This window comes from Agromyces tropicus (genome assembly GCF_039531345.1).
GTDB classification, from domain to species: domain Bacteria; phylum Actinomycetota; class Actinomycetes; order Actinomycetales; family Microbacteriaceae; genus Agromyces; species Agromyces tropicus.
In genome coordinates this window covers 309,102-332,716 of sequence record NZ_BAAAPW010000001.1, presented here as the reverse complement: position 1 = coordinate 332,716, position 23,615 = coordinate 309,102, and the positions used below count along the sequence as shown (strand labels likewise).

Annotated in this window: 25 protein-coding genes; 13 read left to right on the top strand and 12 right to left on the bottom strand. The window is 72.7% G+C overall.

Going from position 1 to position 23,615, the window contains the following annotated elements; translation table 11 throughout:
- Positions 1-42: 42 nt before the first annotated feature.
- Together ABD230_RS01585 and ABD230_RS01580 are read left to right on the top strand one after the other, a co-directional pair.
- Complete coding sequence (locus ABD230_RS01585) at positions 43-1,641, top strand: ABC-F family ATP-binding cassette domain-containing protein (protein ID WP_344368968.1); 1,599 nt, start codon at positions 43-45, stop codon at positions 1,639-1,641.
- 54 nt (positions 1,642-1,695) lie between these two features.
- A complete protein-coding gene (locus ABD230_RS01580) occupies positions 1,696-2,172 on the top strand; it encodes a DNA alkylation repair protein (RefSeq protein WP_344368967.1) in 477 nt (158 codons plus the stop codon).
- Positions 2,173-2,320: 148 nt separating this feature from the next.
- Here ABD230_RS01580 and ABD230_RS01575 read toward each other — a convergent pair whose 3' ends face one another.
- From ABD230_RS01575 to ABD230_RS01565, 3 genes are read right to left on the bottom strand one after another with little or no spacing between them, the layout of a single operon-like run.
- Positions 2,321-3,217 (bottom strand): SURF1 family cytochrome oxidase biogenesis protein, encoded by an 897-nt coding sequence (locus tag ABD230_RS01575; RefSeq protein ID WP_344368966.1) that lies wholly within the window; start codon positions 3,215-3,217, stop codon positions 2,321-2,323.
- Positions 3,214-3,486, bottom strand: coding sequence for a hypothetical protein (locus ABD230_RS01570; RefSeq protein WP_425546180.1), 273 nt, complete (start codon positions 3,484-3,486; stop codon positions 3,214-3,216). Before ABD230_RS01570 ends, ABD230_RS01575 begins: the two co-directional genes overlap by 4 nt.
- The gene (locus tag ABD230_RS01565; protein ID WP_344368964.1) at positions 3,483-3,881 is read right to left on the bottom strand and encodes a DUF3099 domain-containing protein; all 399 of its coding nucleotides are present in this window, start codon (positions 3,879-3,881) and stop codon (positions 3,483-3,485) included. The genes ABD230_RS01570 and ABD230_RS01565 overlap by 4 nt, the downstream gene beginning before the upstream one ends.
- 178 nt (positions 3,882-4,059) lie before the next feature.
- Between ABD230_RS01565 and ABD230_RS01560 the strand changes: the two genes are divergently transcribed.
- Positions 4,060-4,770 (top strand): beta-ketoacyl-ACP reductase, encoded by a 711-nt coding sequence (locus tag ABD230_RS01560; RefSeq protein ID WP_344368962.1) that lies wholly within the window; start codon positions 4,060-4,062, stop codon positions 4,768-4,770.
- A 7-nt stretch (positions 4,771-4,777) separates the two neighbouring features.
- On the opposite strand, the gene ABD230_RS01555 is transcribed toward ABD230_RS01560, so the two are convergent.
- The 3 genes from ABD230_RS01555 to glgC form a co-directional block, all read right to left on the bottom strand.
- Positions 4,778-5,731, bottom strand: coding sequence for an SMP-30/gluconolactonase/LRE family protein (locus ABD230_RS01555; protein WP_344368960.1), 954 nt, complete (start codon positions 5,729-5,731; stop codon positions 4,778-4,780).
- Between the two features lie 72 nt (positions 5,732-5,803).
- The gene (gene serB, locus ABD230_RS01550) at positions 5,804-6,466 is read right to left on the bottom strand and encodes a phosphoserine phosphatase SerB (protein WP_344368959.1); all 663 of its coding nucleotides are present in this window, start codon (positions 6,464-6,466) and stop codon (positions 5,804-5,806) included.
- On the bottom strand, positions 6,463-7,710 hold the full coding sequence (glgC, locus tag ABD230_RS01545) for a glucose-1-phosphate adenylyltransferase (RefSeq protein WP_344368957.1): 1,248 nt from the start codon (positions 7,708-7,710) through the stop codon (positions 6,463-6,465). The genes serB and glgC overlap by 4 nt, the downstream gene beginning before the upstream one ends.
- Before the next feature lie 78 nt (positions 7,711-7,788).
- Here glgC and glgA point away from each other — a divergent pair, with 78 nt between their 5' ends.
- From glgA to ABD230_RS01530, 3 genes are all read left to right on the top strand, one after another.
- Positions 7,789-8,979 carry a glycogen synthase gene (gene glgA / locus ABD230_RS01540; RefSeq protein WP_344368956.1) on the top strand — a complete coding sequence of 397 codons (1,191 nt, stop codon included), beginning with the start codon at positions 7,789-7,791 and terminating at the stop codon, positions 8,977-8,979.
- A 52-nt stretch (positions 8,980-9,031) separates the two neighbouring features.
- Positions 9,032-9,820, top strand: coding sequence for an ABC transporter ATP-binding protein (locus ABD230_RS01535; RefSeq protein ID WP_344368955.1), 789 nt, complete (start codon positions 9,032-9,034; stop codon positions 9,818-9,820).
- Positions 9,821-9,928: 108 nt separating this feature from the next.
- Entirely contained in the window at positions 9,929-10,177 is a 249-nt protein-coding gene (locus ABD230_RS01530) for a type B 50S ribosomal protein L31 (protein ID WP_344368953.1), read from the top strand.
- A gap of 72 nt (positions 10,178-10,249) precedes the next feature.
- Here ABD230_RS01530 and ABD230_RS01525 read toward each other — a convergent pair whose 3' ends face one another.
- Positions 10,250-10,747 carry a hypothetical protein gene (locus ABD230_RS01525; protein ID WP_344368951.1) on the bottom strand — a complete coding sequence of 166 codons (498 nt, stop codon included), beginning with the start codon at positions 10,745-10,747 and terminating at the stop codon, positions 10,250-10,252.
- A 53-nt stretch (positions 10,748-10,800) separates the two neighbouring features.
- A complete protein-coding gene (locus ABD230_RS01520) occupies positions 10,801-11,502 on the bottom strand; it encodes an exonuclease domain-containing protein (protein ID WP_344368950.1) in 702 nt (233 codons plus the stop codon).
- A 61-nt stretch (positions 11,503-11,563) separates the two neighbouring features.
- Here ABD230_RS01520 and ABD230_RS01515 point away from each other — a divergent pair, with 61 nt between their 5' ends.
- Both ABD230_RS01515 and ABD230_RS01510 read left to right on the top strand, forming a co-directional pair.
- Positions 11,564-12,472, top strand: a complete 909-nt coding sequence (locus ABD230_RS01515; protein WP_344368949.1) for an alpha/beta fold hydrolase — start codon at positions 11,564-11,566, stop codon at positions 12,470-12,472.
- On the top strand, positions 12,469-13,569 hold the full coding sequence (locus ABD230_RS01510) for a glycosyltransferase family 4 protein (RefSeq protein WP_344368948.1): 1,101 nt from the start codon (positions 12,469-12,471) through the stop codon (positions 13,567-13,569). The genes ABD230_RS01515 and ABD230_RS01510 overlap by 4 nt, the downstream gene beginning before the upstream one ends.
- Before the next feature lie 70 nt (positions 13,570-13,639).
- On the opposite strand, the gene ABD230_RS01505 is transcribed toward ABD230_RS01510, so the two are convergent.
- Together ABD230_RS01505 and ABD230_RS01500 are read right to left on the bottom strand one after the other, a co-directional pair.
- Positions 13,640-14,305 (bottom strand): histidine phosphatase family protein, encoded by a 666-nt coding sequence (locus tag ABD230_RS01505; RefSeq protein ID WP_344368947.1) that lies wholly within the window; start codon positions 14,303-14,305, stop codon positions 13,640-13,642.
- Positions 14,302-15,084, bottom strand: a complete 783-nt coding sequence (locus tag ABD230_RS01500) for a Sir2 family NAD-dependent protein deacetylase (RefSeq protein WP_344370098.1) — start codon at positions 15,082-15,084, stop codon at positions 14,302-14,304. The genes ABD230_RS01505 and ABD230_RS01500 overlap by 4 nt, the downstream gene beginning before the upstream one ends.
- 151 nt (positions 15,085-15,235) lie before the next feature.
- On the opposite strand from ABD230_RS01500, the gene ABD230_RS01495 reads away from it, so the two are divergent.
- Together ABD230_RS01495 and ABD230_RS01490 are read left to right on the top strand one after the other, a co-directional pair.
- Entirely contained in the window at positions 15,236-16,033 is a 798-nt protein-coding gene (locus tag ABD230_RS01495; protein WP_344368945.1) for a TrmH family RNA methyltransferase, read from the top strand.
- 23 nt (positions 16,034-16,056) lie between these two features.
- Complete coding sequence (locus tag ABD230_RS01490; protein WP_344368943.1) at positions 16,057-17,382, top strand: D-alanyl-D-alanine carboxypeptidase family protein; 1,326 nt, start codon at positions 16,057-16,059, stop codon at positions 17,380-17,382.
- 23 nt (positions 17,383-17,405) lie between these two features.
- On the opposite strand, the gene ABD230_RS01485 is transcribed toward ABD230_RS01490, so the two are convergent.
- Complete coding sequence (locus ABD230_RS01485; protein ID WP_344368941.1) at positions 17,406-18,206, bottom strand: SGNH/GDSL hydrolase family protein; 801 nt, start codon at positions 18,204-18,206, stop codon at positions 17,406-17,408.
- A gap of 101 nt (positions 18,207-18,307) precedes the next feature.
- Here ABD230_RS01485 and ABD230_RS01480 point away from each other — a divergent pair, with 101 nt between their 5' ends.
- Both ABD230_RS01480 and ABD230_RS01475 read left to right on the top strand, forming a co-directional pair.
- A complete protein-coding gene (locus ABD230_RS01480) occupies positions 18,308-20,128 on the top strand; it encodes a DEAD/DEAH box helicase (protein WP_344368940.1) in 1,821 nt (606 codons plus the stop codon).
- Between the two features lie 79 nt (positions 20,129-20,207).
- The gene (locus tag ABD230_RS01475) at positions 20,208-21,695 is read left to right on the top strand and encodes an MFS transporter (protein ID WP_425546179.1); all 1,488 of its coding nucleotides are present in this window, start codon (positions 20,208-20,210) and stop codon (positions 21,693-21,695) included.
- Here ABD230_RS01475 and ABD230_RS01470 read toward each other — a convergent pair.
- Entirely contained in the window at positions 21,638-22,876 is a 1,239-nt protein-coding gene (locus ABD230_RS01470) for a trans-sulfuration enzyme family protein (RefSeq protein ID WP_344368938.1), read from the bottom strand. The two genes, ABD230_RS01475 and ABD230_RS01470, sit on opposite strands and share 58 nt — an antisense overlap.
- A gap of 105 nt (positions 22,877-22,981) precedes the next feature.
- Between ABD230_RS01470 and ABD230_RS01465 the strand changes: the two genes are divergently transcribed.
- On the top strand, positions 22,982-23,461 hold the full coding sequence (locus ABD230_RS01465) for an Lrp/AsnC family transcriptional regulator (protein ID WP_344368937.1): 480 nt from the start codon (positions 22,982-22,984) through the stop codon (positions 23,459-23,461).
- The last annotated feature ends 154 nt before the right edge of the window (positions 23,462-23,615 follow it).

Sequence of the window (23,615 nt, the reverse complement as noted above, 5' to 3'; positions counted from 1 at the left end):
CGGCACCCACCCCCTCATCGTCTGCCGCTTCCGGAGGTCACCGTGCTCGCCGTCCACGACCTGGAGATCCGCGTCGGCGCGCGCCTGCTGATGGAGGACGTGAGCTTCCGCGTCTCGGCGGGCGACAAGATCGGCCTCGTCGGCCGCAACGGCGCCGGGAAGACCACGCTCACGAAGACGCTCGCGGGGGAGACGCTGCCCACCGGCGGGCGCATCGACCGCTCCGGCGAGATCGGCTACCTCCCGCAGGACCCGCGCTCCGGCGATCCCGACATGCTCGCCCGCACGCGCATCCTCGACGCTCGCGGGCTCGGCTCGCTCGTGGTCGGCATGCACGACGCGTCGGAGAAGATGGGCTCGTCCGACCCCGTCGTCGCCGAGAAGGCGATGAAGCGCTTCGGGACGCTCACCGATCGGTTCACGGCTCTCGGCGGGTACGCCGCCGAGGCGGAGGCCGCGTCGATCGCGTCGAACCTCAACCTGCCCGACCGGATCCTCGACCAGCCGCTGCGGACGCTCTCGGGCGGCCAGCGCCGACGCATCGAGCTCGCGCGCATCCTGTTCTCCGACGCCGACACGATGATCCTCGACGAGCCGACGAACCACCTGGACGCCGACTCGGTCATCTGGCTCCGCGAGTTCCTGAAGGGCTACCGCGGCGGCGTGATCGTCATCAGCCACGACGTCGAGCTGGTCGGCGAGGTCGTGAACCGGGTGTTCTACCTCGACGCGAACCGTTCGGTCATCGACGTGTACAACATGGGGTGGAAGCACTACCTGCGCCAGCGCGCCGCCGACGAGGAACGCCGCAAGAAGGAGCGCGCCAACGCGGAGAAGAAGGCCGACGCGCTGCGCCAGCAGGCCGCGAAGTTCGGGGCGAAGGCCTCCAAGGCCGCCGCCGCGCACCAGATGGTCGCGCGCGCCGAGAAGCTGCTGTCCGGACTCGAGGAGGTGCGGGCCGTCGACCGCGTCGCGAAGCTCCGCTTCCCGACGCCCGCACCCTGCGGTCGCACGCCGCTGACCGCGAGCGACCTGTCGAAGAGCTACGGCTCGCTCGAGATCTTCACGGCCGTCGACCTCGCGATCGACCGCGGCTCGAAGGTCGTCATCATCGGGCTGAACGGCGCGGGGAAGACCACGCTCCTGCGGCTGCTCGCGGGCGTCGACCGGGCCGACACCGGCGTCGTCGAGGCCGGCCACGGACTCCGCATCGGGTACTACGCGCAGGAGCACGAGACGCTCGACGTCTCGCGCACCGTGCTGCAGAACATGGTGAGCGCCTCGCCGAACCTCACCGAGACCGAGGCCCGCAAGGTGCTCGGCTCCTTCCTCTTCACGGGCGACGACGTGCACAAGCCCGCCGGCGTGCTCTCCGGCGGCGAGAAGACGCGCCTCGCGCTCGCCACGATCGTCGTCTCGGGTGCCAACGTGCTCCTCCTCGACGAGCCCACGAACAACCTCGACCCGGCGAGTCGCACCGAGATCCTCGACGCGCTCGCCCACTACGAGGGCGCGGTCGTGCTCGTCTCGCACGACCCGGGCGCGGTCGAATCGCTGAACCCCGAGCGCGTGCTGATCATGCCCGACGGCGTCGAGGACCATTGGAGCCGCGAGTACCAGGAGCTCATCGAGCTCGCGTAGGTCGCCGCGATCGCCTCCGAGGCCGCCGACGGCCGTCGGCGTGAAGATGGAGTGGTGACCACCCCGGCCGCCGAGTTCATCGACCGCACGCTCCGCATGGAGGGCTCTCCGGAGCGCGCCGAGGCGGATGCGGCGCGGATCGGGGGCGGCCTGCGCTCGTACGGCGCCTCGGTGGGCGCGGTGCGCGGCACGGTCCGCGACGCCGGCCTGCGGCATCCGGGGCTCACGCACGACGAGGTGACCGCGCTCGCCGCGGAGCTGTGGGCGGAACCGGTGTTCGAACGCCGGCTCGCTGCGATCGTCCTGCTCCAACGGCACGTCGCGATGCTCCGGGCATCGGACCTCACGCGGCTCGAGCAGTTCCTGCGCGACGCCCGCGTCGGCGAACTGGTCGACCCGCTCGCCGCCGACGTCGTGCGACCGCTGGTCGACCGGCTCGAGGGAGCCGAGGCCGGCCGCGCCCGCCGGATCGTGGCGCGATGGTCGAGCGAGTCGGATCCGCTGCTCCGGCGAGCGGCCACGCTGGCCTGATCCCGGGCGCGGCGGGCGTCGAGCTCGACTCGCCGATTCGTGAAGCGACTGCACGAAGGCCCGGATTCATCGTCGGGAGCGTGCACCGTTCCCACGCGATGGCGTGCTCGCGAGCGACGGCAAATCTCCGACACGAAGCGGCCGAAGGCTAGTGCCGGTCGAGGATCTCGTCCTCCACGTCCGCGTCGGATCTGCGTCCCGATCTCGCGGGGCGCGGCTGCGGCGCAGTGCGGCGCGGTGGGCGCGAGCCGGCCCGCGGCCCGCGAGGCGGCTCTCCGTCGCCGCTTCCGTCCGCATCCCCGTCACGGGCGTCCCCGGCGAGCGCCCGGCGCTCCTGGTTCGCGAACCAGCCGAGGGCGACGAACGCCAGCAATGCGAAGACGAACCACTGCAGCGCGTAGGACAGGTGCGGGCCCTCGTCGCGGACGGGGCGGGGGAGGGCGAGCGGGGGATCGCCGGCGTCGGCGCCGTCCTGGACGAGGATGCCGTACGCCCCCGTGTACGCGGGCGCGCCGATCCGGTCGGACACCTCGTCGAGGTCGATGGTCGCGAGCTCGGAGCCCGACGAGGTCCGGCCGGCGATCGTGTCCTCGCCGGCCTTCAGTCGCGCGACGACCTCGACCTCGCCGGAGGGCGGCGGCGCGATCTCGGAGGGGCGGCCGTCGGAGTCCTGCGGGATCCACCCGCGGTCGACCATGAACACGGTGCCGTCGTCGAGCAGGAACGGCGTGATCACCTCGAAGCCCGTGCTGCCCTGGAACGGGCGGTTGCGGACGACGACCTCCGCCTGCGTCAGGTACTTCCCCGAGGCGGAGACGACCTGCCAGCGCTGGTCGATGTCGAAGCCGGCCGGGTCCGGCAGCGCATCCGCGAGCGGGATCGGCTCGGCGTCGTAGTTCGCGTCGATCCGGGCGACCTCCGCGAGGGCCTCCGCCCGACGGTTCAGCTGCCACGTGCCGAGCGCGGAGCACGCGATCGCGAAGACGATCACCAGGGCGAGGTAGCCCGCCCAGCGCGGAGCGACGAGGAAGCGCCATCCACTCACGCGCCGTCACCGCCCGTCGTGCCGTCGCCGACCCGCGGCGTCGCGGCCGCGGCATCCGTCGTCTCGAACGCCGAAACCCGGACGGGGAACGACCGCGACGCGAGGAAGTCGCGGAGGAACTCGACGTGCTCGTCGCACGCGAGCCACGTCTTCACGCGGTCCTCTGCGTGGATGCGGGGGTTGCGCCAATCGACGCGCCACGTCGCCGCCTCGCGGCATCCCGCGCGGGAGCAGCCGCCCTGCGGGGCGGCCGAGGAGAGGCCGATCACCGGTCGTCCTCCCGGTGCTCGGACGCGGGCGGCGTGCCGCCGGGGCGGTCAGAGTCGTCCTGCGGCGTCGTGCCGGTCGAGCCGGATGCCGGTGCGTCCTCCGTCGTCCAGTCGGTGCCGCCGTCGGGCCGACGCAGCGGGACGAGGCCGCCGGGACTGACGACGTCGTCACCGCGTCGCGACGTGGCCACGTTCGCGACGACCACGGCGAAGTACGGGAGGAAGACGGCCCCTGCCGCGAACACGAGCAGCCACCAGCCCTGCACGAACAGCAGCGCGACGATGCAGACGACACGGATCGACATCATGACCGTGTACTTGATCATGCGTGCGCGCCGTTCCTCCTCGGGCGAGGGAGGCAGCGACGTGATCGACTGCAAGTGCTGGTGCTTCATGCTGATCGCCGTGGACTGCGGCGCTCCTCTCCCTCAAGCCTACGTCCGCTGCGGGCGACCGGAGTCACGCACTCGGCAACCTCTATGCTGGGACGCGGCGCGCGGGCCGCGCCCCACGACCACCCCGCCGGGATCCCCGTGATCGCCGGTCGCACCCCGACAGAGACGGAGTCCCGCCATGACCACGAGCCGCACGGTGCTGGTGACCGGAGGCAACCGCGGCATCGGCTACGCCATCGCCGAGGAGTTCGTGGCGCAGGGACACCGCGTCGCCGTGACCGCCCGCTCGGGCGAGGGGCCGGAGGGGACGCTCACGGTCCGGGCCGACGTCACCGACGCCGAATCGATCGACCGGGCGTTCTCCGAGATCGAGGCCGAGCTCGGACCGGTCGAGGTCGTCGTGGCGAACGCCGGCATCACCCGCGACACCCTGCTCCTGCGCATGAGCGAAGAGGAGTTCACGAGCGTCGTCGACACCAACCTCACCGGGGCCTTCCGTGTCGTGAAGCGCGCATCGAAGGGCATGCTCAAGGCCCGCTTCGGTCGCATCGTGCTCATCTCGAGCGTGGTCGGCCTCTACGGCTCGGCCGGGCAGGTCAACTACTCGGCGTCCAAGGCCGGACTCGTCGGCATGGCCCGGTCGCTCACGCGCGAGCTCGGCGCCCGGAACATCACCGCGAACGTCGTCGCCCCCGGCTTCATCGAGACCGACATGACCGATGCGCTCCCCGAGGCCCAGCAGGCCGAGTACAGGAAGAACATCCCCGCAGGCCGCTTCGCGACGCCCGGCGAGGTCGCCCGGGTCGTCACCTGGCTCGCGGGCGAGGACGCCGGCTACGTCTCCGGCGCCGTCATCCCCGTCGACGGCGGCCTCGGCATGGGGCACTGACCCCGCGTCAGCGGTCGATCCGCACCGCCTGGTAGGGCGTCGTCGGGGTCGCCGGCGTCCCGAACCGGGCGTTCGGCAGGTAGAGCCCGTCGCCGAACGAGTCGACGGTCGTCGGCACGTCGAAGTCCGGGCTGGTGAGCACGTCGACGACCTCGCCGGACGTGCCGGACGGATCCAGCCGGATCTCGGCGACCTGGTTCGACTGGTTCTGCACGACGTACAGCGTGCGACCGATGACGAGCATCCCGTCGCCGTTCGGCACGCTCGCACCGCCCAGGTCGACGGCGGTGGCGTCGCCCGAGGCCGGATCGACCCGGTAGACCGTCGCCGTCGAGGTCTGCATCACGAGCAGGGCCCGATGATCGGGCGTCTGGACGATGCCGTTGGCGTCGAACCCGCCCTGCTGGACCCAGTCGCCGCCGAGCGCCACGGTCTCGACCTCGGACGGGTCGGGCAGCGCGCCGCCGGGTCCGAGCGGGAGCCGGTAGAGCTCGCCGGCGAAGCTGTTCGTGAACCACGCGGCATCCCGCGTCACGATGACGTCGTTGATGAACGCCGGGCCGTCCGTCAGCTGGTAGGTCGCCAGCACGTCGCCGGACGCCGGGTCGATCACGCGCGCCTCGCCCGTCGGGCCGCCGGAGACGAACAGCCGCCCGTGCGCGTCGAGGTCGAGCCCGACCGAGGGCGTGCCGGGTCCGTCGCTGACGACCTCGCCGTCGCCCGTGCGCAGGTCGGCCGCGTAGATGTCGCCGTCGGCGAGCGAGCCGAAGTACGCCGTGCCGCCCGGGGCGATCGCGATGCCCTCGGGCTGGAAGCCGTCCGGCAGTTCGATGATCGATTCAACCGCACCGCCTCCGGAGGATGACGGCGCGAGCGCCGAGGCCGGTGCGGCGACGGCGACGGCGAGGAGCGCGGCGAACGCGCCCACGGCGGACGAGCGTGCGACGGTGCGGCTGGTCATGCGCTCAGGCTAGGCGCGTCGCGTCAGTGCGGTGCGGGTTCGGATGGGACTCCCAGCCCGCCGGCGGACGCGTCAGCCTCGCAGGCCCGCGAGCGCGAGGACGCCGCTCAGGTCGACGCGGTCGATCGCGACATCCGCCTGGGCCCGCACGACCGGCTTCGCGCAGAAGGCGACGCCCAGGGCGGCCCGGTCGAGCATGCGGAGATCGTTGGCGCCGTCGCCGACCGCGATGGTCTGCGAGAGCGGCGTGCCGGATGCCGCGGCCCACTCCTCCAGCGAACGCCGCTTCGCCTCCGCGTCGACGATGTCGCCGAGCACCCGGCCGGTGAGGCGGTCGTCGTCGACCTCGAGCCGGTTCGCCCGGCAGAAGTCGAGCCCGAGGCGGTCGGCGAGCGGATCGAGCAGCTCGTGGAAGCCGCCGGACACGACGCCGACGGCGCCGCCCACGGCGTGCACGCCGTCGATGAGCTCCTCGACGCCGGGCGTCGGGGTCAGTCGCGACCGCGCGGCCGCGACCTCGGCGACGGGCAGCCCCGCCAGCGTCGCGACGCGCTCGCGCAGGCTCGCGGCGAAGTCGAGCTCGCCGCGCATCGCGCGTTCCGTGACCGCGGCGACGTGGGCGAGGCTGCCCGCCGCCTCGGCGAGCAGCTCGATCGCCTCCTCGCGGATCAGCGTCGAATCGGCGTCGAGCACGACGAGGAGGCCGCCGGGGCGGCCGGGGGCGCGGCGGCTCACGCGCGTTTCCGGACGTGGGACCCCTTGCCCACGACGGTGATGTTGCTGTCGGTCACGACGAAGCCGCGCGCGAGGTCCTCGGCCCGGTCGACGCCGATGTGGGCGCCCGCCTCGACGACGACCTCCTTGTCGAGGATCGCGCGGCGCACGGTCGCGCCGGCCTCGATGCGCGCCCGATCGAACAGGATCGAGTCGGACACGTTCGCGCCCGAACCGACGATCGCCCACGGACCCAGCACGCTGCGCTCGACGTGCGCGCCGGAGATGACCGAGCCCAGCGAGACGATCGAGTCGATGACCGTGCCGAGCGAGCCGCGGGCGTCGCGCGTGAACTTCGCCGGCGGCGAGTTGACCTGCTGGCTGAAGATCGGCCACTCCTGGTTGTACAGGTTGAAGACCGGCAGCACCGAGATCAGGTCCTGGTGGGCCTCGAAGAACGAGTCGATGGTCCCCACGTCGCGCCAGTAGTAGCGGTCGCGGTCGGTCGACCCGGGCACGTCGTTGCGCTTCAGGTCGTAGACGCCGGCGTTCCCCTGCGCGACGAACGCCGGGATGATGTCGCCGCCCATGTCGTGGCTCGAGTCGGTGCGCTCGCCGTCGCGGAGGACCGCGTCGATGAGGGCGTCGGCGTTGAAGACGTAGTTGCCCATCGAGGCGAGCACCTCGCCGGGGGAGTCGGGCAGGCCCTCCGGGTCGCTCGGCTTCTCGAGGAAGCGGTGGATGCGGTCCGGCGACTTCGCGTCGACCTCGATGACGCCGAACTGGTTCGCGAGCGAGATCGGCTGGCGGATCGCGGCGACCGTGGCATCCGCCCCGGAGTCGATGTGCGCCTGGATCATCTGGCTGAAGTCCATGCGGTAGACGTGGTCGGCGCCGACCACGACGATGATGTCGGGCTGCTCGTCGTAGATGAGGTTCAGGCTCTGCAGGATCGCGTCGGCCGAACCGGAGAACCACCGCTTGCCGAGGCGCTGCTGCGCCGGGACCGACGCGATGTACGACCCGAGCATGCCGTCGAGCCGCCACGTCTGCGAGACGTGGCGGTCGAGGCTGTGCGACTTGTACTGCGTCAGCACGACCATCTGCCGCAGGCCCGAGTTGACGAGGTTCGACAGCGCGAAGTCGATGAGGCGGTACTGGCCGCCGAACGGGACGGCCGGCTTGGCGCGATCCTCGGTCAGCGGCATGAGCCGCTTCCCTTCACCGCCGGCGAGCACGATGCCGAAGATCTTCCGCGTAGCCATGTGCCCAGCGTAGTCAGGCGGATGCCGCGCGCGACAGGTGGTTGACGGCGCGTGACCGCAACGGGCTAACGTGGCGACATGCGAGTCGACCTGCTCACGCGCGAGTACCCGCCCGAGATCTACGGAGGGGCGGGGGTGCACGTCGCCGAGCTCGTCCGGGCGCTGCGGCGCGACATCGACGTCCAGGTGCGCTGCTTCGGCGCGCTCCGCTCCGAGCCCGGCACCACGGCCTACCCGACTCCGGCCGAGTTCACGACGGCGAACGCGGCGCTCGCCACCATGGGCGTCGACCTGCTCATGGCGCAGGACGCGACCGGCGCCGACCTCGTCCACTCCCACACGTGGTACGCGAACTTCGCGGGCTTCACCGCGAAGCAGCTGCACGGCATCCCGCACGTGGTGACCGCGCACAGCCTCGAGCCGCTGCGGCCGTGGAAGGCCGAGCAGCTCGGCGGCGGCTACCGTGTCTCCAGCTGGGTCGAGCGGACCGCGTTCGAGGACGCCGACGCGGTGATCGCCGTCAGCGACGGCATGCGCCGCGACATCCTCCGCTCGTACCCGGACATCGACCCGGACAGGGTCTCGGTCGTCTACAACGGCATCGACCTGGCCGACTGGACGCCGAACCCCGACGCCGACCTCGCGCGATCGCTCGGCGTCGATCCCGACCGGCCGTCGATCGTGTTCGTCGGGCGGATCACGCGGCAGAAGGGCCTGCCCTACCTGCTCCGGGCCGCGCGGTCCCTGCCGCCCGAGGTGCAGCTCGTGCTCTGCGCGGGCGCCCCGGACACCCCGGAGATCATGTCCGAGGTGTCGGGGCTCGTGGCCGAGCTCGCGGAGACCCGCGAGGGCGTCGTGTGGATCGACCGGCACCTGCCGCGAAACGAGCTCACCGCACTGCTCACCGCCGCGACCTGCTTCGTCTGCCCGTCGGTGTACGAGCCGCTCGGCATCGTCAACCTCGAGGCGATGGCGTGCGGCGCTGCCGTCGTCGGCACCGCGACCGGCGGCATCCCTGAGGTCGTCGACGACGGCGCGACCGGCGTGCTCGTCCCGATCGAGCAGCTCGACGACGGCACCGGCACGCCGGTGGATCCGGATCGGTTCGTTGCCGACCTCGCGGCGGGGCTCGAACGCGTGGTGTCCGACCCCGACCGTGCCCGGGAGATGGGCGCGGCCGGTCGCCGGCGCGCCGAGGAGCACTTCGCCTGGGACGCCATCGCGTCCGAGACGCGTGCCCTGTACGAGCGGGTGCTGGCCGGCCGCTGAGGCCTCCCGCGGTGCGCAGGAGGGGGTCATCCGTCCCACTAGCATGGAGGCCATGGCGTCTACGGTTCTCCAGTTCCAGAATGTGTCGGTGGTCCGCGACGGCAACACGATCCTCGACGACATCGACTGGAGCGTCGCGTCCGACGAGCGCTGGGTGATCCTCGGCCCGAACGGCGCCGGCAAGACCACGCTGCTGCAGATCGCCGCCGCCGCCATGCACCCGACCCGCGGCACCGCCGAGGTGCTGCAGGAATCGCTCGGCAAGGTCGACGTGTTCGAACTGCGTCCGATGATCGGGTTCGCCTCCACCGCGATGGCCCGCCAGATCCCGCGGGGCGAGTCGGTCATCGACACCGTCATCACCGCGGCCTACTCGGTGACGGGCCGCTGGAACGAGGAGTACGAGGGCATCGACGACCGGCGCGCGCAGCGCGTGCTCAAGGAGTGGGGCCTCGACGGATTCGCCGACCGCCGCTTCGGCAGCCTCTCGGACGGCGAGCAGAAGCGCGTGCAGATCGCCCGGTCGGTCATGACCGACCCCGAGCTGCTGCTGCTCGACGAGCCGGCGGCGAGCCTCGACCTCGGCGCGCGGGAGGAACTCGTCGCGCTGCTCGGCGGATTCGCGTCCTCGGCCACGTCGCCCGCGATCGTGATGGTGACCCACCACGTCGAGGAGATCCCCGAGGGCTTCACGCACGCGATGCTGCTCGCCGACGGCACGGTCCGTGCGGCGGGGCCGATCGCCGAGGCGCTGACCTCCGAGACCCTCACCGAGACGTTCGGCATGCCGATCGAGCTCGAGGAGCACGACGGGCGCTACACGGCGCGCGCCGCACGATGACGCACCGGCGTCGTCGTCTCTGCTAGAATCGTGTTTTGGCCAATGGCCGACACGCTTCCCTGCCCCGAGGCGGGGCGAACCCATCATCCGATCACGCAAGGACTCTTCATGAAGGCCGACATCCACCCCGAGTACAACGCCGTCGTCTTCCGCGACCTCGCCTCGGGCGAGACGTTCCTCACCCGCTCGACGGTCACCAGCGAGAAGACGATCGAGCTCGACGGCGAGACCTACCCGGTGATCGACGTCGAGATCTCGTCGGCGTCGCACCCGTTCTACACGGGCAAGCAGCGCATCATGGACTCGGCGGGTCGCGTCGAGAAGTTCAACAAGCGCTTCAAGAACTTCGGCGCGTAAGGCGCTTGCGAAGGGGCGGACGACCTCGGTCGTCCGCCCCTTCGGCGTCCCCGCGCTCGCGCGGCCGCGGCCTCAGCGCCCGTCGGCGGGCGTGCGGGTGAGCCCGGCCGCCCAGTCGAGCGCGTCGACCTGGGCCTCGTGCGCCGTGATCCGCTCGGCGTCGAGCGCCTCGCCGGTCGCGAGCAGCGCCCGCGCGTCGTCGGGCGTCCCGGTGCCCTCGTCGATCACCGACCGCGCACGATCCACGAGTTCCCGGATCGAGATGCGCTCGTGCAGGAACTGCGCGGCGAGCTCCCGGAGGGCGAGCGGCACGGTCGCCGCGTCGAGCGGATCGGGCACCGCGGCGCCGAGCTCGCCGAGTGCGCGCCCGAGCGCCTCGCGGAGCGCCCACGGCGAGTCCGCGTCCGACATTCCCGCGAGCTCGTGCAGCGCCGGCGCGTCGAGACCGGCGACCGTCGCCTCCACGGCGGCGTCGACCAGGAAGCTCGGCGGGCTGTCACCCAGGATCCACAGCGCGCTCGCCTCGACGAGCGCTTCGATCGCGGTCCGGTCCGGGGCAGGTGCGGCCATGGCCCAAGGATCGCACGCCGCGCCCGCCGACGCGACGGTCTTCCGACCCGGGGTCAGCGCAACGGCCAGGCGCCCGACGTCGTGAACTCCGGCTCGCCGTTGCTCCGCCGCCACTCCTGGTAGCTCTCCGCCTGCTCGCGGCACCAGCCGACCTGTCGGGCGTGCAGTTCCCCGACCGCGACGGCGGCGAGCTCGGGGAACGCGCGCGCGATCGCCTGCGCCACACGGCCCGCGGCGATGGCATCGGCGCCGGCGTCGTGCGCCGCCGTGAGCTCGACGCCGTAGTGCTCGCACGCGGCGGTCAGCGTCCGCTTGCCCCGGCGGTAGCGGTCGACGGCACGGTCGATGACCAGGGGGTCGACGACGTGCCCGGGTCCGCGGAACGGCTCGTGGCCGTAGCGCTCCGCCTCGCGGTGCAGCACCGACAGGTCGTACGCGGCGTTGTACGCCACGATCGGGAGCCCGCGCGCGGCGACGTCGCGCAGCGCCGCGACGATCTCGGCGACGCCCTGCGCCGCCGGCAGCCCCTCGAGTCGCGCCTGCTCGGTCGTGATGCCGTGGATCAGGGTCGCCGCGGTCGGGATCTCGACCCAGGGATCGACGATCCACTGGCGTTGCTCGAGCACGGCCCCGTCGGCGCCGATCACGCCCACGTGGGCGGTGACGATCCGGCACGTGTCGATGTCGATGCCGGTGGTCTCGAGGTCGAACACCGCGAGGGTGTCGGCCCAGGATGCGACGGGGGAGTGCTCCATGCCGGTCACGGTATCCGCGCCCGCCGACAGCGTTCAGGTGCCGCGCCGTAGGATGACACGGATGATCGCCTCACCGTACGCCGTCGACCTCGCGCGCATCCCCGTCCGCGAGCACCGTGCCCGGGTCCTCGGCAGCGAGACCGCCTGGTGGGAGTACGGCCCCGAGGACGGCCCGCTGATGGTCGCCGTGCACGGCTTCCGAGGCGACCACCACGGACTCGAGCCGATCGTCGCGAAGCTGCCCGGCTACCGCGTGGTGATCCCCGACCTGCCGGGGTTCGGCGCGTCGTCCACGTTCGCCGACGGCGTCCACGACATCGATGCGTACGCCGCGTGGCTGGTCGGGTTCGCCGAGGCGTGCGGCGCGACCGGGGCCGCGGCGACCGGCGAGGGCTGGACCCTGCTCGGCCACTCGTTCGGCTCGATCGTGACCAGCGCGGCCGTGGCATCCGGCCTCTCGCCCGACCGGCTGATCCTCGTCAACCCGATCGGCGCCCCGGCGCTCGAGGGGCCGCGCGCGATCATGACGCAGCTCGCGATCGCGTACTACCGCGCCGCAGCGGCGCTCCCCGAGCGGGCCGGGTTCGCCCTGCTCCGGAACCGGGGGATCGTCCGCATCATGAGCGTGACGATGGCCAAGACCCGCGACGCCGAGCTGCGACGGTTCATCCACGACCAGCACGACCGGTACTTCTCGGCGTTCGACGACCGCGACGCCGTGCTCGAGGCGTTCGAGGCATCCGTCTCGCACGACGTCCGCGAATACGCGCCCGGCATCGACCTGCCCGTGCTCCTCGTGGTCGCCGAGCAGGACGACGTCACCCCGCTCCCGGCCCAGCACCGGCTCCAGCCGCTGTTCGCCGATGCCACGCTCGCGGTGATCCCGGACGTCGGGCACCTCGTCCACTACGAGACCCCCGGCGAGGCGGCCGCGCACATCCGCGTCTTCGTCGAGGGGGAGCGGGCGTGAGGATCGTCGTCGACTGCCGGTACGTCCGGGTCGGCCACCACGACGGCATCAGCCGCTTCACGGCGGGGCTCGTCGCCGAGCTCGCGAAGCGGCATCCGATCACGATGCTCATCAGCGACCGACGGCAGCTCGACAAGCTGCCCGCCCTGCCGTGGGAGCTCGTGAGCTCGCCGACGAGCGTCCGCGAGCCGTGGGTGGCGCGCCAGGTGCGCAAGCTCCGCCCCGACGTGGTCTTCTCGCCGATGCAGACGATGGGCTCCTGGGGGCGCACGTACGGGCTCGTGCTCACCCTGCACGACCTCATCTACTACGAGAACCGCACGCCGCCGCGCGACCTGCCGGCGTTCGTGCGCGTGCTGTGGCGGCTCTACCACCTCGCGTGGTGGCCGCAGCGGATGCTCCTGAACCGCGCCGACGCAGTGGTCACCGTCTCCGACACCACGGCCGGACTGATCCGGCGGCGCCGGCTCACGAAGCGGCCGCTCACGGTCATCCCGAACGCCTCGGACGAACTCGGCACGCCCGAGCTCCCACGGCAGCGGCCCGAAGGCGGGCGCCTCGTCTACATGGGCTCGTTCATGCCGTACAAGGGCGTCGACACGCTCGTGAAGGCGGTCGCGACGCTGCCCGACCACGAACTGCACCTCATGAGCCGCATCTCGGAGGACGAGCGCCGCCGGCTCACCCGGCTCGCGCCGGAGGCGCGGCTCGTGTTCCACGACGGCGCGACCGATGAGGAGTACGCGGACGTGCTCGCGGGCGCCACGGCGCTCGTCACCGCGTCCAAGGCCGAGGGGTTCGGCATCCCGCTCGTCGAGGCGATGCGGCTGGGCACGCCCGTCGTCGTCAGCGACATCCCGATCTTCCGCGAGATCGGCGGCGACGCCGCGGCGTTCTTCCCCGTCGACGACGCGGATGCCGCGGCGCGCGCGATCGCCGGCCTGGAACTGCCGGGCGAGTGGGAGCGCCGGTCCGAGGCGTCGGCCGCCGCCGCAGCGCGCTTCACGTGGAGCGCGTCGGCCGAGCGCCTCCTCGAGCTGCTCCTCGAGGTCGGCGGTGCGACCGGTTCCGCCGCGCACGCGCGTCGGAACCGCTGACCCCGCCGACCCCCACGGCCAACCGCGACCTCCGGGACGGGTCGCACGGCGCCGTCGGGCAGCACCGTGATCAAGCGGTCGCCGTGGGCTCCTCGAGGGGCAGGGCGTCCGACTCGACGAGCACGAGCCGGTCGGGCTCGACGCGGAACCGGTGCACCGACCCGTTGGCGACCGCGCCGCTCGGCAGGGACCGGCGCTGGAGCAGGTGCAGCAGGAGCGACTGGATGACGCCGCCGTGCGTGACCGCGACGACCGCGCCGCCGGCGTGCGCGGACCCGAGCCGGTGCAGCGCCGGCACCGCCCGGGCGACGACCGCCGTGCGCGACTCCACGCCCTCGATCGGGATCGCGGCCGCATCGAGCCGGCGTCGCTCCTGCGACGTCAGCCCCTCCAGCGTGCCGTGGCGACGCTCCCGCAGGCCCGGCACCACGGCCGGGTCGGGGAGGTCGAGCCGCTGCGCGATGATCGTCGCGGTCTCCGACGCGCGGGAGAGGGGGCTGGTCGCCGCGGCCGACCACACGCCGTCGGCGGCGAGTCGCTCCGCCACGGCGCGAGCCTGCCCGCGCCCGGCCCCGTTCATGGGGATGTCGGTCGCGCCCTGGATCCGGCCCTGCCGGTTCCAGTCCGTCTCGCCGTGCCGCACGAGCACGACCGTCGCCGGGCCGGCGGCCGCGATCGCCGGGCCGTCGGCCGAGATCGCCGGGTCGTCGGCCGACGCGTGGAGCCGGACGATCACACGAGCGCCCGGGCCATCGCGGTCAGGGTCTCGGTCGCCCCGGCATCGAGCTTCACCGTCGCCCGGCTGTCGCCCTTCGTCAGCCCGCGATTCACGACGATGATCGGCACGCGGCGCCGGCGGGCGATCTCGAGCAGGCGCACGCCGGAGTTGACGACGAGCGACGACCCGGCCACGAGCAGCACGTCGGCGCGCTGCACGAGCGCCGCGGCCTGGCGGTACACGGGCGTCGGCACGAACTCGCCGAAGAACACGACGTCGGGCTTCAACGTGCCGCCGCAGACCGTGCACGCGGGGATCACCATCGCGTCGACGATGTCGTCGACCTCCACGTCGCCGTCGGGCGCCGGCCGGATCGCGACGTCGAGGTCGACGTGGGGGTTGAGCTCGGCCAGCCGATCCGCGACGGACTGGCGCGCGAACACCTGGCCGCAGGAGAGGCAGACGACGCGGTCGGAGGCACCGTGCAGCTCGACCACGTGCGAACTGCCCGCGCGGCGATGGAGGCCGTCGACGTTCTGCGTCACGACGCCCGACACGACGCCGCCGGACTCGAGCTCGGCGAGCGCCCGATGCCCCTCGTTCGGCCCCGCCGTGCCGAAGCTGCGCCAGCCGAGGTGGCTGCCGGCCCAGTAGCGCCGGCGGGCGCCCTCGGAGGCGAGGAAGGTCTGCACCGTCATCGGCGTGCGCACCGGGGCGCCCTCGCCGCGGTAGTCGGGGATGCCGGAGTCGGTGCTCACGCCCGCACCCGTGAGCACGGCCACGCGCGAGCCCCGCATGAGGCCGATCGCCTCGTCGAGCAGCACATCGGACGGCGCCGGAGCCTCGATCCCAGTGACCACGCGCGTCTCCCTTCGACGGTGCTGCGATTCTAGACATGCGGCTTTACCGGAATGTTTCCGGCTGCCGCACGACGACTCGGAGGACCACATGCGCATCGAACACGTCACGGACGCGGCATCCGACGCCGTCGCCGACTACGCCCGGCTCACCGACGTGGCGCTGCGCAGCATCACGGAGCCGGAGCGGGGCGTGTTCATCGCCGAGTCCGCGAAGGTCATCCGGCGGGCGATCGGCGCCGGGTACCGGCCGCGCTCCGTGCTCATGGAGGAGAAGTGGCTCGCCGACCTCGAGCCGCACCTCGCACCGTTCGACATCCCCGTCCACCTCGCCGACCAGGCCGGGCTCGAGGCGATCACGGGGTATCGCGTGCATCGCGGCGCGCTCGCCGCGTTCGAGCGGCCCGCGCTGCCCGACCCGGGCGCCCTGCTGGAGGGCGCGCGCCGGGTCGTGATCCTCGAGGACATCGTCGACCACACCAACGTCGGCGCGATCATCCGCTCCGTCGCGGCGCTCGGCGCCGACGCCGTGCTCGTGACCCCGCGGTGCGCCGACCCGCTGTACCGGCGCAGCGTGCGCGTGAGCATGGGCACCGTGTTCCAGGTGCCGTGGACCCGGCTGCCCGAATGGCCCGAGGCTCGCGAGCTGCTCACCGCGCACGGGGTCCGGGTCGCCGCGCTGGCGCTCGCCGACGACGCCGTCACGCTCCGGGAGCTCGCCGCCGATCCGCCCGCGAAGCTCGCCCTCGTGCTCGGCAGCGAGGGCGACGGGCTCTCACGACAGGCCATCGCCGCCGCCGACCGCGTGGTCACGATCCCCATGGCGCACGGCGTCGACTCGCTCAACGTCGCTGCCGCTGCGGCCGTGGCGCTGTACGCGCTCGCATAGGTCCGCTGGGTATCCTGCAACGGATGTCACGCACGCTCGAGTCGGCCCCACCCGCCCCGCCGTCCCCCTCGCGCCCGTCGCCGGCGGTCTACCGACGGCGGCGGATCGTGGTGTTCACCGCGCTCGCGATCGTGCTCGGGCTGCTCATCGGCGGCGGCGTGTACACGACGTCGGCGCTCGGCGCGCCGATCCCCGCCGCGGCCCCCGCCGTCGACGATCCGGACCCGATCGCGTCGGAGCCGCAGGCGGTGGTGCAACCCGGGTTCGGAACGTGGGCGGTCGGCGCCGTGGGCTTCGACGGACTGATGTCCGCGGGCGGACAGGACACCCCGATGGCGATGGCGAGCATCGCGAAGGTCGTCACCACGCTGGTGATCCTCGACGAGCACCCGATCCCCGAGGGCGAGGGCGGGCCCGACATCGCCTACACCGACGCGGATGTCGACATCTACTGGGACATGGTCGCGCAGAACGGCTCGGTGGCACCGGTGGTGCCCGGCTCGACGCTGAGCCTGAAGGAGAGCCTCGAGGCGATGCTGCTGCCGTCGGGCAACAACTACAGCATCTCGCTCGCGAACTGGGCCTTCGGCTCGGTCGACGCGTACGTCGAGCGCGCCCGCGGCTGGCTCGCCGACCACGGGCTCGACCAGACCACGATCGTCGACACGAGCGGCCTCTCGCTCGACGACGTGAGCACCGCGGCCGACCTCGTCCGACTCGGCGAGATCGCGCTGGAGAACCCGACGCTCGCCGAGATCGTCGCCACGAGGTCCGTCGACATCCCGGAGCTCGGCCCGCTCGAGAACTCGAACAAGCTGCTCGGCACGCACGGCATCGACGGCATCAAGACCGGCACGACCGACGACGCCGCCAACCTGCTCTTCTCCGCCGACGTCGCCGTCGGCGACTCGTCCGTCACGCTCGTGGGCGTGGTGCTCGGGGGCGACACGCACGCGCTCGTGCGCAGTGCCGTCGCCGACCTGGTCGACTCGATCGGACCGGGCTTCCACGAGGTCGACGCCCTCGAGGCGGGCCGGCCGCTCGCGGCCTGGGCGACGCCATGGGGCGAGACGGCCACGGGTCGTGCGCAGGAGGGCGCGTCCGTCGTCGTGTGGTCGGACACGCCCGTCGACGTGGCGGTCGACGTCTCGTCGCTCCGCACGGCCGACGAGGGCGACGAGGTCGGCACCGCGACGGTGACGGCCGGGAGCGAGGTCATCGAGGTCCCGATCGTGCTCGACGCGGGGATCCACGACCCGGGCGCATGGTGGCGGCTGTCGAACCCCGGCGGACTGGATCACGGCGTCGCCGCCGATCCGCCCGCCGCGCGTCCGACGCCCGCAGGCTGAACGGGCGGCCGACGCGCCTCGGCCTAGTCCTCCGAGGCGTCCGGTCGCGACGCGTACGGCCCAGCCTCCGGGCGCTTGGCCGTGACGAAGTCGCCCGACGACTGGTGCCGGATCCGGCGGATGACCCACGGCACGAGGTACTCGCGGGCCCACGACAGGTCCTCGACACGAGCGGCGCGCCAGGTCCGCTCGGGCAGCGGCTCCGGCTTCATCGGCTCGAGGTCGTTCTCGACGTTGAGGGCGCGCAGCACCATCCGCGCGACCTCGTGGTGGCCGAGGGAGTTCAGGTGCAGGCGGTCCCGGTCCCACATCCGCTGGTCCTGGATGGCCGCGAGCGCCCACTGGTCGGCCACGAGGCAGTCGTGCTTCTGCGCGATCGCGCGGAGGTTCTCGTTGTAGATCGCGACCTTGCCGCGGATCCCGCGGAAGACGGGGGAGAAGCCGACGTCCACGCCCGTGAAGATCACGATGGTCGCGCGGTCGCGCGCGAGCCGCTCGATCGCGTACTCGAAGCGCGCCGAGATCTCGTCCGGGTCCGTCCGTGGCCGGATGACGTCGTTCCCACCCGCCGAGATCGTGATGAGGTCGGGCCGGAGCTCGAGCGCGGGCTCGATCTGCTCGTCGATGATCTGCTGGATGAGCCGGCCGCGGATCGCGAGGTTCGCATACGCGAAGTCGTCGGTCCCCTGCGAGAGCACCTCGGCGACGCGATCGGCCCAGCCGCGGTGGCCGCCGGCCACGCCGGGCTCGGGGTCGCCGATGCCCTCGGTGAAGGAGTCGCCGACGGCGACGTAGCGCGACCAGGGATGTTGCTGGGTGACCATCCCCCCATTCTGCACACGCCGACGGGATCGTTCGGGCGTGTCGCGTGCACGTGCGTGCGGGTGGCCGTCCGTGTCGTCGGCCTCGACTACAGTGCTGCAGAGTGAGTACCGCGACCCCCTCCGGCAGCCACCTGCCGGGCACCTCGGCCGCCGAGCATCTCTCACCCTCGTTCCCCGCCCGCGCTCCGTGGGGAACGGCCTCGAAGCTCCGGGCCTGGCAGGCCGAGGCGCTCGAGCAGTACTTCGAGACCGAGCCGCGCGACTTCCTCGCCGCCGCGACGCCGGGCGCGGGCAAGACGACCTTCGCGCTCCGCCTGGCGGCCGAGCTGCGGGCCCGGGGCACGATCGACCGCGTCACCGTCGTCGCCCCCACCGACCACCTCAAGCGGCAGTGGGCGGATGCCGCGGCGCGCGTCGGCATCCGCCTCGACCCCGGGTTCCGCAACGCGCACGGCCGCGCGGCGCGACACTTCCACGGCGTCGCGGTGACCTACGCGCAGGTCGCCGTGCGCCCCGCGCTGCACCGCGAGCTCACGCTGTCCGGACGCACGCTGGTGATCCTCGACGAGGTGCACCACGGCGGCGACACGCTGTCCTGGGGCGACGCCATCCGCGAGGCCTTCGCGCCCGCGACGCGCCGGCTGTCGCTCACGGGCACGCCGTTCCGAAGCGACACGGCGCCGATCCCGTTCGTCGACTACGCGCCCGACGCGCAGGGCGTGCGGCTCTCGCGAACCGACTACGACTACGGCTACGGACGGGCGCTGCAGGACGGGGTCGTGCGCCCGGTGCTCTTCATGGTCTACGCGGGCAGCATGCGCTGGCGCACGAAGGCCGGCGACGAGATGGAGGCCCGGCTCGGCGAGGACGCGACGAAGGACATCCACTCGGCGGCGTGGCGGACGGCACTGGAACCGACGGGGGAGTGGATCCCCGCCGTGCTGCAGGCGGCGGACCGGCGGCTCACCGAGGTCCGGCACGCGATCCCCGACGCCGGCGGGCTGGTGATCGCGACGGACCAGTCGACCGCCCGGGCGTACGCCGAGATCCTCCGCGGCATCTGCGGCGAGCCGGTGACGGTCGTCCTCTCCGACGAGAAGGAGGCGTCGGGACGCATCGAGGAGTACTCCAACGGCACGAGCCGGTGGATGGTCGCGGTCCGTATGGTGTCCGAGGGCGTCGACGTGCCGCGCCTCTGCGTGGGCGTCTACGCCACGAGCTCCTCGACGCCGCTCTTCTTCGCGCAGGCGATCGGCCGCTTCGTGCGCGCGCGTCGGCGGGGCGAGACGGCGTCGGTGTTCCTGCCCAACGTGCCGGTGCTCATGGGGCTCGCGGGCGAGCTCGAGCGGCAGCGCGACCACGCCCTCGATCGCAGGTCCGGCGACGGCGACGACGACCCGGGGCTCGACGACGGCCTGCTCGAGTCGGCGAACCGCGAGGACCGGGCGTCCGACGAGCTGCAGGACGAGTTCACGTGGCAGGCGCTCGGGTCGGACGCGACGTTCGACCGGGTGGTCTACGACGGCACCGACTTCGGCACGCTCGCCGAGCCCGGCAGCGACGAGGAGCTCGACTTCATCGGCCTGCCCGGCATCCTCGAGCCCGAGCAGGTCAGCGAGCTGTTGCGGCATCGACAGGCGCGCCAGGCCCGACGCGCGGCGGACCGTCGTCGGCACGCTGCGGCCGACGACGACGGCGAGACGGCCGCGGCCGAGCCGGTCGCGCTGTACCGGACCCTGAAGGAGCAGCGGACGCTGCTCAACAGCCTCGTCGGGCTGTACGCCCGCCAGACGGGCCAGGCGCACTCGCTGGTGCACGCCGAGCTGCGGCGCGCCTGCGGCGGACCCGAGGTCGCGCAGGCCACGGTGACCCAGCTGCAGTCGCGCATCGAGCTGCTCCGGAAGCGGCTCTCCGGGCGCTGAGCGTCCGGCCTGCCGCATACCGCGTGAGCGGATGCCGGCATGCCGACGCCGCGACCCCGCGTCGGCGCACGGGCGTAGCATGACCGGCATGGACCGCCGCACGCGCGTGCTCGTCATCGCCATCGTCGTCGCCTTCATCGCGTTCCTCGACGGCGCGGTGATCAACATCGCCCTGCCGGCCATCGAGGCCGAGCTCGGCGGCGGGCTGACCCTCCAGCAGTGGGCGGTCGACGCCTACCTGCTGACGCTCGGATCGCTGATCCTGCTCGCCGGATCGCTGTCCGACTCCTTCGGCCGGCTGCGGATCCTCCGGATCGGCCTGTACGGCTTCGGACTCACCTCGATCGTGTGCGCGATCGCGATGGACGGCACCGTGCTCGTGGTCGCGCGGGCCCTGCAGGGCGCCGCGGGTGCCCTGCTCGTCCCGAGCTCGCTCGCGCTCATCATCGCGAACTTCCCGTCGGCGGAGCAGGGCCGCGCGATCGGCCGGTGGACGGCGTGGACGACGAGCGCGTTCCTGATCGGGCCGATCCTGGGCGGCGCCCTCGTCGACCTCGTCTCGTGGCGCCTCGTGTTCGCGATCAACGTCGTGCCGATCGCGGTCGCCCTGGTCATGATGCACCCGCTCGGGCGCGACGAGCCGAACCCTGACCGCGCCCGTGTCGACTGGCTCGGGGCGACCCTCGGGGTGGTCGGGCTCGGCGGCACCGTCTTCGCCCTCATCGAGCAGGGCCGGCTCGGCTGGGCGGATCCGCTCGTGTTCGTCCCCGCGGTCGTAGGCGTGGTCGCGCTCGTCGCGTTCGTGCTGTGGGAACGCCGCGCCCCGCACCCGATGCTGCCGCTGTCGCTCTTCGAGGCGCGGAACTTCGCCGCCGGCAACCTCGCGACCTGGTTCATCTACGCGGCGTTCATGCTCGGCCTGTTCGCGCTGCCGATCTTCCTGCAGGAGGTCGGCGGGTTCCCGGCGACGCTCGCGGGCCTGGCGACCCTGCCGCCGACGGCGATGCTGGTCGTGCTCGGGTCGTGGTTCGGCACGCTCGGCGGGCGGTTCGGCCCGCGGTTCTTCATGTCCGCCGGACCGATCGTGGTCGCCGTGGGCTACCTGCTCACGCTCATGGTCGACGTGCCGGTCGAGTACTGGTGGCAGGTGTTCCCGGGCATGCTCGTCGTCGGCCTGGGCATGTCGATGACCGTCGCGCCGCTCACCTCGGCCATCCTCGGGGCGGTCGATCCGTCGCGCGCCGGCATCGGGTCGGCCGTGAACAACGCGGTCGCCCGCATCGCGGGTCTCGTGTCGGTGGCCTCGATCGGCGTCATCGTGGCCGGGCAGCTCGACGTCTCGGGGTACCACCGGGTCGCGATCGTGACGGCGGCACTGCTCCTCGTCGGTGGCGTCGTGTCGTGGATCGGGATCCGGAACCCGTCGCAGACGGCGGATGCCGGCGCGGCGGCGACGACGGAGACGGCGGATGCGGCCGGGTCGACCGTCGAGGCCGACCCGGCGGACGGTCAGCCGCGCACGTCCGCGCCCGACGCGGCGAGCTCCGACGAACGCCCCAGGTCCTGAGCGTCGGCGGCGGCGTCGAGCGCCGACATGAGGTCGGCCGTGAGGTCGTCGACGTGCTCGAGTCCGATCGAGAGTCGCACGACGTTGCCGTCGGGCTTCGCCTCGGCGGCGACGGGGCGATGGGTGAGCGAGGCAGGATGCTGCACGAGCGAGTCGACGCCGCCGAGCGAGACGGCGTGCGTGACGAGCCGGCACGCCTCGGTGAACCGGCACGCGGCGTCGTAGCCGCCCACGAGTTCGAGCGCGATGATCGAGCCCGCGCCGTCGAGCTGGCGGCCGATGAGGCCGTTCGGATCCTGGCCCGGAAGCCCGGGGTAGCGCACGCGCGCGACCGCGGGGTGGGCCTCGAGGCGGGTGGCGAGCTCGCCGGCCGTCTCCTGCTGCGCCCGCACGCGGATCGGCAGGGTGCGGATGCCGCGGTGCAGCAGGTATGCGCCCATCGGGTGGAGCAGCCCGCCCGTGAGCGCACGCACGCGGCGCAGCCGCTCGACCCACTCGATCGGACCCGCGACGACGCCGCCCATCGCGTCGCCGTGCCCGCCGAGGTACTTCGTCGCGCTGTGGAGCACGAGCGTGGCGCCGTGCTCGACCGGGCGCTGGAGGATCGGGGTCGCGAAGGTGTTGTCGACGAGGAGCGGCACCTCGCCCGCGGCATCCGCCACCCGACGGATGTCGACGAGCTCGAGCGTGGGGTTCGCGGGCGTCTCGACGACGACGAGGCCCGTGTCGGGCCGGATCGCGTCGGCGATGCCGTCGACGCCGGTCCACGTCACGCTGGTTCCGAGCAGGCCGCTCTCGAGGACGTGGTCGCTGCCGCCGTAGAGCGGACGGACGGCGACGACGTGCGGGGTCCCCTCGGTGGTGGCGGCGATGAGCACGGCCGCGAGGGCGGCCATGCCGCTCGCGAACGCGACCGCGCCCTCGGCGCCCTCGAGGTCGGCCAGTGCGGTCTCGAAGCGCGCCACGCCGGGCTGCCACAGGCGCTGGTAGACCGCGGACCGCCCCTCGGTGAGGCATCCGCCCGTCGCCAGCTCCTCGTACGACAGGCCGCCGTTCTCCACGTCGCCCAGCGGGTTGGTCGTGGAAAGATCGATGGACGGCACGTGCGAGCCCTGCTCGCGGATGCCCTCCATCCCGGAGTGGACGGCGCGGGTCTCGAGGTTCGACGACGGTGTCAGCATGCGAGCAGGGTACAGAATCTGTCACCCATTCGGGGCTGTTGCGCAGATCATTCAATGAATGAGAGAATCTGTGCAGAATCTGCAGCAACCGGCGAGGGGAGCTCGATGATGGCGCAGAAGCCCGAACTCGATCGCGTCGACCGCGCACTGCTCACGGCGCTGTCGGCGAACGCCCGGGCGTCCGGCGCGGCGTTGGCCGCCGAGGTCGGCGTCGCCGAGTCGACGGTCTCGCTCCGGCTCCGCCGGCTCCAGGCGCTCGGTACGGTGCGCGGCTACCGCGTGGACGTCGATCTCGCCTCACTCGGGGTCTCGCTGCAGGCGCTCATCGCCGTGCGGCTCGTCAAGCACGACCGGAGCGAGATCGACGCGTTCCGGAACGCGGTCCCGCACCTTCCCGGCGTCGTCGGCGTGTTCCACATGGCGGGCGCGGAGGACTACCTGCTGCACGTCGCGGCACGCGATGCGGAGGAGTTGCGCGAGTTCGTCCTCGCCCACCTGACCGGGCACCCGGCCGTCGCGCACACCGAGACGAACCTGATCTTCGAGCACGCCGAGGGCGACGGCTGGCAGAAGCTCGTCGGCTGAGCGAGGGCGCTTCGGCGCTCCGAAATGCTGCCAATCCAGCCCCGGAGCGGGACGCGGCGACCCGAGTCGCACTAGCCTTTCGCGGGGCCCGATCGGGCCGCCACGCGACGACGCGGACGCCCGCGCGTCGAGGGAATGCCGGGCGCCGCCACGG